8 protein-coding genes and 1 pseudogene are annotated in these 13,091 nt (G+C 75.3%); 6 read left to right on the top strand and 3 right to left on the bottom strand.

From position 1 onward, the window contains the following. On the bottom strand, positions 1-522 hold a 522-nt coding region (locus tag ABZY44_RS35290), incomplete at its 3' end, for an SWIM zinc finger family protein (protein ID WP_356661195.1). A 135-nt stretch (positions 523-657) separates the two neighbouring features. Here ABZY44_RS35290 and ABZY44_RS35285 point away from each other — a divergent pair. From ABZY44_RS35285 to sucD, 5 genes are all read left to right on the top strand, one after another. Then, positions 658-1,764 (top strand): AAA family ATPase, encoded by a 1,107-nt coding sequence (locus tag ABZY44_RS35285; RefSeq protein WP_356661193.1) that lies wholly within the window; start codon positions 658-660, stop codon positions 1,762-1,764. Further along, on the top strand, positions 1,761-4,121 hold the full coding sequence (locus tag ABZY44_RS35280) for a DUF5682 family protein (RefSeq protein ID WP_356661192.1): 2,361 nt from the start codon (positions 1,761-1,763) through the stop codon (positions 4,119-4,121). The genes ABZY44_RS35285 and ABZY44_RS35280 overlap by 4 nt, the downstream gene beginning before the upstream one ends. A gap of 140 nt (positions 4,122-4,261) precedes the next feature. Beyond that, positions 4,262-5,428 carry a VWA domain-containing protein gene (locus ABZY44_RS35275; protein WP_356661197.1) on the top strand — a complete coding sequence of 389 codons (1,167 nt, stop codon included), beginning with the start codon at positions 4,262-4,264 and terminating at the stop codon, positions 5,426-5,428. Positions 5,429-5,820: 392 nt separating this feature from the next. Next, entirely contained in the window at positions 5,821-6,999 is a 1,179-nt protein-coding gene (gene sucC, locus ABZY44_RS35270; protein WP_356661190.1) for an ADP-forming succinate--CoA ligase subunit beta, read from the top strand. Positions 7,000-7,020: 21 nt separating this feature from the next. After that, complete coding sequence (gene sucD, locus ABZY44_RS35265) at positions 7,021-7,920, top strand: succinate--CoA ligase subunit alpha (RefSeq protein WP_356661188.1); 900 nt, start codon at positions 7,021-7,023, stop codon at positions 7,918-7,920. Positions 7,921-9,963: 2,043 nt separating this feature from the next. Here sucD and ABZY44_RS35260 read toward each other — a convergent pair. After that, a pseudogene (locus ABZY44_RS35260) lies at positions 9,964-10,152 on the bottom strand (helix-turn-helix transcriptional regulator); the annotation flags it as partial. Positions 10,153-10,271: 119 nt separating this feature from the next. On the opposite strand from ABZY44_RS35260, the gene ABZY44_RS35255 reads away from it, so the two are divergent. Beyond that, positions 10,272-12,020, top strand: a complete 1,749-nt coding sequence (locus ABZY44_RS35255) for a DUF6350 family protein (protein WP_356661186.1) — start codon at positions 10,272-10,274, stop codon at positions 12,018-12,020. An 808-nt stretch (positions 12,021-12,828) separates the two neighbouring features. Here the strand turns inward: ABZY44_RS35255 and ABZY44_RS35250 are convergent. Beyond that, entirely contained in the window at positions 12,829-13,011 is a 183-nt protein-coding gene (locus ABZY44_RS35250; RefSeq protein WP_356661184.1) for a hypothetical protein, read from the bottom strand. Between the last annotated feature and the right edge of the window lie 80 nt (positions 13,012-13,091).

Raw genomic sequence — 13,091 nt, 5'->3', positions numbered from 1 at the left:
CGCCCGCCCGGCCCCCCCGCCCCCCCCCCGCGCCGCCCCCCGCCCGCCCCCGCGCGGCCCGCCCCCCGCGCCCCCCGGGCCGCCCGCCGCGGCCCGCCCGCCCCCGGACCGGGCGGCCTTCGCCGCCCGGTCCGCCAGCCACTCGGCCGCCCAGTCCGGAGCCCCGGCCCACGCCTCGTCCCCCGCGCCTGTCGATCCCCCCGTCGATCCCCCTGCTGCTCCCTTTCCCGCATCACCCATCCCTTCCGCCGACCAGAGCAACAACAGCCCCAGCGCGTGCTTGCAGGGGAACTTCCGGCTCGGGCAGGAGCACTTGTACGCCGGGCCGGTCAGGTCGACGACCGTCCGGTACGGCTTGCTGCCGCTGCCCTTGCACAGACCCCACACCGCACCGGAAGCGGAACCTCCGGTCTGCGACCACGGCCCCGCCCCGCCGAGTCTGGCCCCCGCCTTGCGTGACGCGTCGTCAGGAGCCAGAGCCAGTACCTGTTCCGCTGTCCAGCGGACCCCCTGCTCAGTCATGTGTCCCACCGTAGAGACCCCCACTGACAATTGCCCTGACCTGCAACAACGCTTCTCCCGGGGCCCGTTGTCAGTGGTCGGGTGCATCGTGGTCACAGCAGTCGGAAGCGGCTGCGAGGCATTGGAGGGGGACCCATGACCACGACCGAGAACGAGACCGCCACCGAGGCGCTGCGACCGCACGCCGAAGACGCCTTCGCGCACGAACTGAAAGCCCTGGCGGCCGCCGACGACCGGCCCCGCCCGACCCGCTGGAAGCTCTCCCCGTGGGCCGTGGCGACGTACCTCCTCGGCGGCACGCTCGACGACGGCACCGTCATCACGCCCAAGTACGTCGGCCCGCGCCGGATCGTCGAAGTCGCCGTCACCACGCTCGCCACCGACCGCGCCCTGCTCCTCCTCGGAGTCCCGGGCACCGCGAAGACCTGGGTGTCCGAGCACCTCGCCGCCGCCGTCAGCGGGGACTCCACCCTCCTCGTCCAGGGCACCGCCGGCACCCCCGAGGAGGCCATCCGCTACGGCTGGAACTACGCCCGCCTCCTCGCGCACGGCCCCGGCCGGGAAGCCCTCGTGCCGAGCCCCGTCATGCGGGCCATGGCCGAGGGGATGACCGCCCGCGTCGAGGAGCTCACCCGCATCCCGGCCGACGTCCAGGACTCCCTCATCACCGTCCTGTCCGAGAAGACCCTCCCGATACCGGAGCTCGGCCAGGAGGTGCAGGCCGTGCGCGGCTTCAACCTCATCGCCACCGCCAACGACCGCGACCGCGGGGTCAACGAGCTGTCCAGCGCGCTGCGCCGCCGCTTCAACACCGTCGTACTGCCCCTGCCCGCCACCGCCGACGCCGAGGTCGACATCGTGGCCCGCCGCGTCGACGAGATGGGCCGTGCCCTCGACCTGCCGGCCGCGCCGGAGGGCCTGGAGGAGATCCGCCGCGTCGTCACCGTCTTCCGCGAGCTGCGCGGCGGAATCACCGACGACGGGCGCACGAAGGTGAAGTCGCCCAGCGGCACCCTCTCCACCGCCGAGGCCATCTCGGTGGTCACCGGCGGCCTCGCCCTGGCCTCCCACTTCGGGGACGGAGTGCTGCGCGCCTCCGACGTGGCCGCCGGGATCCTCGGGGCGGTCGTACGCGACCCGGCCGCCGACAAGGTCGTCTGGCAGGAGTACCTCGAGGCCGTGGTGCGCGAGCGCGACGGCTGGAAGGACTTCTACCGCGCCTGCCGCGAGGTGACGGCATGAGCCCGCGGACCGAGGCGCGCGGGCCGCTGTTGCTGGGCGTGCGGCACCACGGCCCCGGCTCCGCCCGCGCCGTGCGGGCCGCCCTCGACGCGGCGCGGCCGGCGGCCGTGCTGATCGAGGGCCCGCCGGAGGGGGACGCGCTGCTGGCGCTGGCCGCGGACCCCGGGATGCGGCCGCCCGTCGCGCTGCTCGCGCACGTCGCCGACGATCCCGGGCGGGCCGCGTTCTGGCCGATGGCCGGCTTCTCCCCGGAATGGGCGGCCATCCGGTGGGCGCAGGCACGGGACGTACCGGTCCGGTTCATCGACCTGCCCGCCGCACACTCCCTGGCGCCGGCGGGCGGGGCGACGGACGGCACGGAGGGGAAGGAGGACCGCCGGGACGGGGAACACCAGGGGGAGGCGCACCAGCGGGAGGAGCACCAGGGGGAGGCGCTGGACTCCGTGCGGCTCGACCCGCTCGGCGTCCTCGCCGAGGCCGCGGGGTACGACGATCCCGAGCGCTGGTGGGAGGACGTCGTCGAGCACCGGGGCGAGGCCGGCGCCGGAGGCGACCCGCTGGGCGCGTTCGAGGCCGTCGGCGAGGCCATGGGAGCCCTCCGCGAGGAGTACGGCGCCGGCGGCCACCGGGACCTGGTGCGCGAGGCGTACATGCGGCAGCGGATGCGGGCCGCCCGCCGCGAGTTCGGCGACGCGTACGCCGTGGTCTGCGGGGCGTGGCACGTCCCGGCGCTGCGGGCGAGGACCACCGCGGCCGCGGACAAGGCGCTGCTCGCCAAACTGCCCAAGGTCAAGGTGGAGACCACCTGGGTCCCCTGGACCCACCGCCGCCTCGCACGGGCCGGCGGCTACGGGGCAGGCATCACCTCGCCCGGCTGGTACGCGCACCTCTTCGCGGCCCGGGACCGGCCCGTCGAGCGGTGGCTGACCAAGGTCGCGGGCCTGCTGCGCGAGGAGGACCGGCAGGTCTCCTCGGCGCACGTCATCGAAGCGGTCCGGCTCGCCGACACCCTCGCCGCGATGCGGGGCAGGCCGGTGCCGGGACTGACGGAGACCCTGGAGGCCGTCCGGGCGGTGATGTGCGAGGGCTCCGACGTCCCGCTCGCGCTGATCGAGGACCGGCTCGTCGTGGGGGACGTGCTCGGCGAGGTCCCGGACGCGGCGCCCGTCGTCCCGCTCCAGCGGGACATGACCCGCCAGCAGCGCTCGCTGCGCCTCAAGGCCGAGGCGCAGGACCGGGAGCTGGAGCTCGACCTGCGCAAGGACACCGACGCGGCCAAGTCCCTGCTGCTGCACCGGCTGCGGCTGCTCGGCATCGACTGGGGCGTACCGGTGGCCTCGCGTGGGAGCACGGGGACCTTCCGGGAGACCTGGCGGCTCCGCTGGGAGCCGGAGCTCGCCGTGCGGGTGGCCGAGGCCGGCATCTGGGGGACGACGGTGCTCGGGGCGGCCACGGCCAGGGCCGAGGCCGAAGCGGCGGGCGCCGACGAGCTGGGCGCGGTCACCGCGCTCGCCGAGCGCTGCCTGCTGGCCGGGCTCTCCGAGGCGCTGCCCGCCGTCCTGCGGGCGCTCGCCGACCGGGCCGCGCTGGACACCGATGTGGCCGGCCTGGCCAAGGCACTGCCCGCGCTGGCCCGTTCGCTGCGGTACGGGGACGTACGCGGGACCGACGCGGCGGCGCTGGGCACGGTCGCGGCCGGGCTCGCGGAGCGGATATGCGTGGCGCTGCCGCCCGCCTGCGCGGCCGGGCTGGACGCCGACGCGGCGGCCGAACTGCGCGGGCACGTGGACGCCGTACACGGCGCGATCGGGCTGCTGGGCACCGCTGGGACCGACGGCCTGCGGGAGCGCTGGTCGGCGGTGCTGGGGACGCTGGCCGGGCGGGACACCGTCCCCGGGCTGATACGCGGCCGGGCCGCCCGGCTGCTGCTCGACGACGGGCGCCTGCCGCCCGAGGAGACGGCCCGGCTGATGGGGCTCTCCCTGTCCCCGGCCTCGGCTCCGGCCGACGCGGCGGGCTGGATCGAGGGCTTCGCGGGCGGCGGCGCGGGCGGCGGCACCCTGCTGGTCCACGACGAGCGGCTGCTGGGGCTGATCGACGCCTGGCTGGTGTCGGTGCCGGAGCGGGCGTTCGTCGACGTACTGCCGCTGCTGCGGCGGACCTTCGGGGCGTACGAGCCGGGCGTGAAGCGGACCTTGGGGGAACTGGCCCGGCGGGGTCCCTCGGGCGGGGGCGCGCACGCGGCGGCTGCGGGAGCGGGAGCGGGCGCGGCCGGTTTCGCCCCGGAACTGGACGAGGGCCGCGCGGACGCGGTGGTGGACCTGGTCCGCCTTCTCCTGGCGGGGGCGGCGGCCTGAGCGGGGCGGGGGCCGCAGGCCCGGCTCCAGGGCCCGGCCGCGGCGCCCCCGGGCGGGGCCGGCCGGCGCGGGCGCGGCCGGATGTGACGACGAACTGTTGCGACGAGAGCGACGAGAGCGACGAGAGCGGGGACGGGCAGATGGGTGACGGTGGCGTGAGCGGGGCCGACGAGCGGCTGCGGCGGTGGCGGATGGTCCTCGGGGGCGAGGCCGACGGCACCGGGTGCGCGCTGGGCGGGGCGGACGCGGGGATGGACGGCGTGCTCGGGGCGCTCTACGGAGGGGACGGCGGGGGGCGCGGGAGGGCGGGGGAGCGTTCGGCCGGGCTCGGCGGGTCCGCGCCGAAGGTGGCGCGCTGGCTCGGTGACATCCGCACCTACTTCCCCAGCTCCGTGGTCCAGATCATGCAGCGGGACGCGATCCAGCGGCTCGGCCTGTCCGCGCTGCTGCTGGAGCCGGAGATGCTGGAGGCCGTGGAGCCGGACGTGCACCTCGTGGGGACCCTGCTCTCCCTCAACAAGGCGATGCCCGAGACCACCAGGGAGACCGCCCGGGCGGTGGTCCGCAAGGTGGTCGAGCAACTGGAGAAGCGGCTCGCGAGCCGGACGCGGGCCACCCTCACCGGCGCGCTCGACCGGTCCGCGCGGATCAGCCGGCCCCGGCACGCGGACATCGACTGGGACCGCACGGTCCGGGCCAACCTGAAGAACTACCTCCCCGAGTACCGCACCGTCGTCCCCGAACGGCTGATCGGCTACGGCCGTGCGGCCCAGTCGGTGAAGAAGGACGTCATCCTCTGCATCGACCAGTCGGGTTCGATGGCGGCGTCCGTGGTCTACGCCTCGGTCTTCGGCGCCGTCCTCGCCTCCATGCGGTCGATCTCGACCCGCCTGGTCGTCTTCGACACCGCCGTCGTCGACCTCACCGACCAGCTCGACGACCCCGTCGACGTGCTCTTCGGCACACAGCTCGGCGGCGGCACCGACATCAACCGCGCGCTCGCCTACTGCCAGTCGAGGATCACCCGTCCTGCCGACACGGTCGTCGTCCTCATCAGTGATCTCTATGAGGGAGGGATACGCGACGAGATGCTGAAGCGGGTCGCCGCGATGAAGGGCGCGGGCGTCGAGTTCGTGACGCTGCTCGCGCTGTCCGACGAGGGCGCGCCCGCCTACGACCGCGAACACGCCGCCGCGCTCGGCGCGCTGGGCGCACCCGCCTTCGCCTGCACGCCCGACCTCTTTCCGGACGTGATGGCCGCCGCCCTGGAGAAGAGGCCCCTTCCCGCGCCCGTCCCGGCCTCCTGAACGCACCGTCCGTACGAGGCTCCCGGCGCGGCCGCGGCGGCCGTCCCGGACCCGGCGGGACGGTCGTCCGGGACCCGGCGGGACGGCCGTTCGGGGGCTTGTCCCGGGGCGGCTCCGGTGCCCGTCACGGCGCTCCGGTCTCGGCGGATCGCACGAAGACGCAGTTCAACCGTGAGGCGATCTGTGACAGGTATCACCGCTCAGGTGTGATCTGCGATTTAGGGACCTACGTCCCACGGGGATAACCTGCGGGACGGACATGCCGCGTCCACGGTCACCGTGTGCGCCTTCCTTGTGACAGCGCCGTCACGTTGCCCTCCGCGGCACGCCCACGCAGATAGCAGAAAACCGCGAATCACTGCGAATCTTTTGAAGACAAGGGACGGACGCGCGTGGACCTGTTCGAGTACCAGGCGAGGGACCTCTTCGCCAAGCACGGTGTACCGGTGCTGGCCGGTGAAGTCATCGACACGCCTGAGGCAGCCCGAGCGGCCACCGAGCGCATGGGTGGCAAGTCGGTCGTCAAGGCGCAGGTGAAGGTCGGCGGCCGTGGCAAGGCCGGTGGCGTCAAGCTCGCCGCCACCCCCGACGAGGCCGTCGCTCGTGCGACGGACATCCTCGGCATGGACATCAAGGGCCACACGGTCCACAAGGTGATGATCGCGGAGACCGCTCCCGAGATCGCCGAGGAGTACTACGTCTCCTACCTCCTCGACCGGACCAACCGCACCTTCCTGGCCATGGCCTCGGTGCAGGGCGGCATGGACATCGAGGAGGTCGCGGAGAAGACCCCCGAGGCCCTCGCGAAGGTCCCGGTCAACGCCAACGAGGGCGTGACCATCGAGAAGGCCCGCGAGATCGTCGCCCAGGCGAAGTTCCCGGAGGCCGTCGCCGAGCAGGTCGCCGAGATCCTGGTGACCCTGTGGGCGACCTTCATCGCCGAGGACGCGCTCCTCGTCGAGGTCAACCCGCTGGCGAAGGTGGCCGACGGCCGCGTCATCGCGCTCGACGGCAAGGTCTCGCTCGACGAGAACGCCGAGTTCCGCCAGCCGGGCCACGAGGAGTTCGTGGACCACGCTGCCGCGAACCCGCTCGAGGCCGCCGCCAAGGCGAAGAACCTCAACTACGTGAAGCTCGACGGCGAGGTCGGCATCATCGGCAACGGCGCGGGTCTCGTCATGAGCACCCTCGACGTCGTCGCGTACGCCGGCGAGAACCACGGCGGCGTCAAGCCCGCCAACTTCCTCGACATCGGCGGCGGCGCGTCCGCCGAGGTGATGGCGAACGGCCTCGAGATCATCCTCGGCGACACGGACGTCAAGTCCGTCTTCGTCAACGTCTTCGGTGGCATCACCGCCTGCGACGAGGTCGCCAACGGCATCGTCCAGGCCCTGGCCCTGCTGGAGAGCAAGGGCGAGGCGGTCACCAAGCCGCTGGTCGTCCGCCTCGACGGCAACAACGCCGAGCTGGGTCGCAAGATCCTCTCGGACGCCAACCACCCGCTGGTCCAGCGCGTGGACACCATGGACGGCGCGGCCGACAAGGCCGCCGAGCTCGCGGCTGCGAAGTAAGGGCAGAGGTCACAGACTCACATGGCTATCTTCCTCAACAAGGACAGCAAGGTCATCGTCCAGGGCATGACCGGTGCCACGGGCATGAAGCACACCAAGCTGATGCTGGCTGACGGCACGAACATCGTCGGTGGCGTGAACCCGCGCAAGGCGGGCACCAGCGTCGACTTCGACGGCACCGAGATCCCGGTCTTCGGCTCCGTGGCCGAGGCGATGGAGAAGACGGGCGCCAACGTCTCCGTCCTCTTCGTCCCGCCGGCGTTCGCCAAGGCCGCCGTGGTCGAGGCGATCGACGCCGAGATCCCGCTGGCCGTCGTCATCACCGAGGGCATCGCGGTGCACGACTCCGCCGCCTTCTGGTCGTACGCCACCAGCAAGGGCAACAAGACGCGGATCATCGGCCCGAACTGCCCGGGTCTGATCACCCCCGGCCAGTCCAACGCCGGCATCATCCCGGGCGACATCACCAAGCCCGGCCGCATCGGTCTCGTGTCCAAGTCGGGCACGCTGACCTACCAGATGATGTACGAGCTCCGTGACCTCGGCTTCTCCTCCGCCGTCGGCATCGGTGGCGACCCGGTCATCGGCACCACGCACATCGACGCCCTCGAGGCGTTCGAGGCGGACCCCGACACCGACCTGATCGTCATGATCGGCGAGATCGGCGGCGACGCCGAGGAGCGTGCGGCGGACTACATCGCCAAGCACGTCACCAAGCCGGTCGTCGGTTACGTCGCGGGCTTCACCGCCCCCGAGGGCAAGACCATGGGCCACGCCGGCGCCATCGTCTCCGGTTCCTCGGGCACCGCGCAGGCCAAGAAGGAGGCCCTCGAGGCCGCCGGCGTCAAGGTCGGCAAGACGCCGACCGAGACGGCCAAGCTGGCGCGCGAGATCCTGAGCGCCGCGCAGTCGCAGCAGTAATAGAAGTAACAGCAGTAACAGCAGTCGGCACGCGGCACCGTACGGATTTGCGTACGCGGCCCCGTGGGCAGTGACGGGCGTGGCCCGCACCCTGTGAAGGGGTGCGGGCCACGCCCGTTTTCCGTAGGCCCCCGGGCCTCACTCGGCCTTGGGCGAGACCCGCGCCGGTCCGGCCGCCGGGTCGGACCGGAGCTTCTCGTGCAACTGGCGGCTCTCGTCGGAGAGCTGCTGCGGGCCGCTGTGCGGGGGCACGCCCGACACGTTCGCGCCGGGGGCGAGCGGGGGCACGTACTCCGTCGGTGCGGTCGACGCCGTGTACGCCGCCGCGACCGCGATCATCGCCGTCAGCCCCAGGGCCGCCCGCGTCCACCGCCGCGCCCGGCCCTCGGCGGCCGCCCGTACGACGGCTGCGGCGCGCGGCTCCAGGGGGACGGCCGGCGTCAGCGTGCCGAGCTGCTCGCGCAGCAGCGCGGACTGCTTCTCGGGAGCCGCGGCGGCCAGCGCCGGGATCCGGTCGGCGAGTTCGGCGTGCGCGTTGACCAGGCGGCCGCCGGCCGTGGGGGTCGAGGCCTCGGTCTCGGCGGCGGTGTCCGGGAGGTCCAGGCCGACGCCGTCGTAGAGGAGCACGGTGCGGCGGTGGGTGGGCGGCAGCGCGAGCATCGCGTCCATGAGGATCCGGTCGCCGGTGTCGGCCGGGGGCTTGTCGGGGTGCTTGTGGGCCCGCCTGAACCGGTGCCAGGGCGAGAGCGCGTACTCGTACGCGGCCGCGCGCACCCAGCCGACCGGATCCGGGTCGGTGGCGACGGCGGGCCAGCGGCCCCACGCCTCCTGGAAGGCGCGCTCGACGGCCTCCTGCGCGAGGGCGCGGCGGCCGGTGAGGAGGTAGGCCTGGCGGGTGAGGGCCGGTGCGGTGCGGCGGTAGAGGGCGTCGAAGGCGGACGCGGCGGCGTCGGCGCGGGGGCCCTGCGGGGCGGTACCGGCCTCCGTGCCCGGGATCGCGTCGCCGGACCCCGGCTCCGGGCCGGTGGCGGTCTTGGTGTCGGTGCCGGTCTCGGACTCGGTCTCGGTGCCGCTTGCCGGGCCGCTCCGGTCCGGGCCCGAGTGGGGGGCCGGGTGGGTGGCGGTCGCGGCCGAGTCGGTGGTGTTCGCGCGGGGGGCGGCGGCGGTGCCCGCGTCGGTGGCGGTCGCGTTCGGGTCGATCGGGCCCGGGGCGGTGGTGCCCGGGTGGGTGCTCGAGGTCGGGTCGGTGGGGGCGTCAGGGTCGGTGGTGCGCGCGGCCGGGTCGTTGCCCGGGTTCGGGCTGCCCGTGCCCGTGCCCGTGCCCGTGCCCGGGCCCGGGCCGGTGTGGCCCGTGTTCGCGCCGCGGGTGCCCGTCGCCGGGCCTGTGCCGGTGCCCGTGTTCGGGTCGGTGCCTGCGTTCGGGTCAGTATCCGTGTTCGGGTCGGTACCCGCGCCCGGGCCGCCGCCCGTGCCCGTGCCCGGGTTGTTCGGGGGGACCGGGGCGCCGGGGCGGAGGGTGGCCAGGCCGCCGCCACCGCCCGCGGCGGTCTTCACCGTGGCCTTGGCCTCGTGCCGGGGCGCCCCGGCCGGGGGCTTCGCGGCGCGCTTGGCGCCCGCCTTGGGCCGGGTCTGCGCGCCGACGGGCCGCGCCGCGCCGCGGCCGCGCGGACCGAACCGGCCGTCGGCGGTCTCGGCGGTCTCGACGGCGTTGCGGGCTGACGCGGCGTCCGGGTCCGCGGCAGGGGCTCCCGTTGGCGTGGCCGGCCCGCCCGACATGCCGTCCGCCGCCGCGGTGGCCGCCGCTGCCGATGCCGGGACATCGGCAGCGAAAACGGAATCGGGCACAGAATCGGGCACAGAATCGGACCCAGAACCGGAGTCGGCTCCGGCGGTCGCGGCCTGCGGCCCCACCACGGGCGTCGCGGCTTCGGCGTCCCCGGCCGCGGCGGCGTCCTCGCCTGCGTCGGCGGCCCCGCCGGCCGGAGCGGTGGTGGGGTCCTTCCCCGACCGGGACCCGGTGTCCGCGTCGGCGGTGAGCCGGCCCAGGAGCTTCGCGTACGCCTCCCGTTTGCGGCCCCGTGGCTCCGTGCGCCCCGTCTCCCAGGAGCGGACGGTGGTCGCGGTGACGCCCACCGCCGCCGCGACCTCCTCGTGCGTGAGACCGGCGGCTTCGCGCAGGCGCCTGCGTTCCTTCGGGGTGGGGAGGCTCAGCTCCGTGACGCTTTGTGTCATGCCACACTCCCCGCGACCCGGACGCCCTGAGCGAAAAAGTACATAAACGTATATTGAGCGACACCACGGGCATTCGCCTGTTACCCGGCCATAGCGCGTGTCGTTGGCACCATGGCGGGGTGACCCAAGTGACCGAACGCGGGACCTCGTTGCCCACGCCCCCCGGGGCCCCCGCCCGGCGCCGTTCACCGGCGGCCGCCGCCTGTGTGATGGGCGGGGCCATGGCCGCGGGACTGGGGCTCGGATTCCTCGCCGTGCTCGTCATCGTGCTGTGGATCAGCTCCCCCTACCCCGACAGCGGCCCCGGCGGCGCGCTCCACCTGGCCGCGGGACTGTGGCTGCTCGCCCACGGCACCGAGCTGGTGCGCTACGAGACCCTCTCCGCAGTGCCCGCCCCCGTGGGCCTGACCCCGCTGTTGCTCGTCGCGCTGCCCGCGCTGCTCATCCGGCGCGCCGCCCGGCTCGGCAGCGGCGCCGGCGAGGACCGGGGCGCGGAGCCGCTGCCCGCGGGGGTCGTGTTCTCGGCCGTGCTCTGCGGCTACCTCGGCGTCGGCACCCTCGCCACGGTGTACGCGGCGGGCGGGCCGATGCCCGCCGACCCGCTCAGCGCGGCCTGGCACCTCCCGCTGGTCGCCGCCCTCGCCGCCGCGGGCGGGGTCTGGGAGGCCCGGGGCAGGCCGCTCGGGCCGCTGCCCGCCCGCTTCGCCCGCCCCCGCTACGAGCTCGCGCTGCGCGCCGGAGCCGGCGGGGCCCTGGTGCTGCTCGGCGGCGGAGCCCTGCTGGTCGCCGTTTCGCTCGCGTGGCACGGGGCTCAGGTGCAGAGCTCCTTCGGGGCCCTGACCGGAGTCTGGTCCGGCCGCTTCGCGGTGCTGCTGCTGGCCCTCACCCTGATCCCGAACGCGGTGGTCTGGGGCGCCGCCTACGCCCTCGGTCCCGGCCTCGCGCTGGGCACCGGAGCCGCGGCGACTCCGCTCGGCTGGGTCGGCTCGCCCGCGCTGCCCCGCTTCCCGTTGCTCGCGGCGCTGCCCGCGGAGGGCCCCGGAACGCCGCTGACCTGGTCCGTAGTCGGAGTTCCGCTGGTGGCCGGGCTGGCGGTGGGCTGGTTCGCGGTCCGCCGGGCGCGCGAGGTCTCGTACGTGGAGACCGCGCTCACGGCGGCCTTGGGCGCGCTGGTGTGCGCCCTGGCGACGGCCGGGCTCGCGGCGGCTTCCGCGGGGCCGCTCGGCTCGCGCGAGCTGGCCGCCTTCGGGCCTGTCTGGTGGCAGGCGGGCGGCGCGGCCCTGGCCTGGACGCTGGCGCTCGCGGTCCCGCTGGCCGTGACCGTGCACGCGTGGCGCAACCGGCCCGCGCGGGGCCTGGCCGACGAGGGCGGCCAGGACGGGTGGCACGACAGCGGCGTCCGGGAGGTCCGCTGGGCGGCCCTGCGGCGCGCGGCGGGCACCCTGATCCCGGACTTCTCCTCGGCGCCGGAGCGTGCCGCCGGGGGAGCGGCGGAGGAACACCCGCAGGCGGTGCCGGTGCCGGTGCCGGCGGCGGCGAACACGGGATCGGGCACGGCACCGGCCACGGCACCGGAGCCGTCCGGGCCCGCGCCGACGCCGGCGAAGCGCTCGGTGCTGGTCGTCCCCGGCCTGAAGCTGGACCTGACCCCGATCCCGCTGTCGGCGCTCCCGACGACCCCGACGACCCCGGCGCCTCCGGCCGCGCCCGTGCCGACCGCCGGACAGCCGCCGACGCCCTTCACGGCGCCCCCGCGCCCGCTCGCGCCGCCCGTGACCGGAGCCCGCGTCCTGGCCCGCCGCAAACCCGGACCGGAGCCCACGCACACGGACCCGCCGGGACCGCGGCCGGCCGGGCGGACGGAGTGAGCCGGCCCCGGCCTCCCCGCCCGGGAGGCCGGCCCACGGGGTTGGCGGGCAACCGGGTCGGCGGGGCAGGCGCAGTCGGCGGGCAGCCGGGCAGCCGGGCTGATCGGGCAGGCGGAGGCGCGGAGTCCGCGCACGTGGAGCTGACGGGGCGCAGGCTGCCCGTGCGGGCGGCGTGAGCCGGTGCCGCGTTCCCGGCCTGCTGGCGAAGCCGGCGGTGCTGGTGGTGCAGTCGGGTCGGTCGGGAGACGGAGTAGTAGGGAGTCCGCGCGCGGAGCCGCCCGGGCTGGGGCGCGGACGGGTAAACGGGGTGAGCCGGTGCCGCGCGCTCGGCCCGGAGGCCGGCGTGTGGCGTCCGGTGGGCAGCCCGGCCAACCGAGCGGACGAATCAGCGCGGGTCCGCCCACGTGCAGCCGCCGGGGCCGCAGCGGGCGGGTAGGCGGGGTGAGCCGGTCCCGGGGCTGCGGCCTCGCTGGGAGGCCGGCACGTGCAGCGGCCGGTTCCGTAGCCGGCAGACAGGCGGAGTGAGCCCGTGCCGGCCTCCCGCCGGGAGGCCGGCACGTGGAGGTGGCGGGGCAGCCCGGCCCACCGGGCAGGCGGAGCAGCGCGGAGTGCGCCCACGCAGAGCTGCCCGGGCCCCGGGCGCGGCCCGGCAGGCGGAACGAGCCGGAGGCCGGGGGCCGGACCCGGTCGGGCGGGCGGAGTGCGCGGCGGGGCCGGGGGCCGGACTCGGTCGGGCGGGTGGAGTGGGCGGCGCTTCCGGACCCGCCCGGCGGGTCCCGGAAGCGGAAAGGCCCCCGGGGCCGCGGCGTCAGCGCTGGACGCGGAGCATCTTGCCGATGAAGTTGTCCGGCAGGAGGTCGTTGCACCGGAGCTCGGCCGACTTCGTCAGGGCGTCCTGCGAGCAGACGTAGAAGTCCTTGTACGTGAGCTGCACCGCGTACGAGGAGACGGCCAGCAGGATCGCCAGCGACGCGGTGACCAGCCCGCTCACCGCCGCCGTCCGCTGGGGCCGCGTGGAGCACCACGTTCGGCACGAGTTCCTGGAACTCGGCGCGCACGGTCTCCGACATG

Source organism: Streptomyces sp. NPDC006544, from assembly GCF_040611715.1.
In the GTDB taxonomy this organism is placed as follows: domain Bacteria; phylum Actinomycetota; class Actinomycetes; order Streptomycetales; family Streptomycetaceae; genus Streptomyces.
This window is presented reverse-complemented; position numbering and strand designations above follow the sequence as displayed.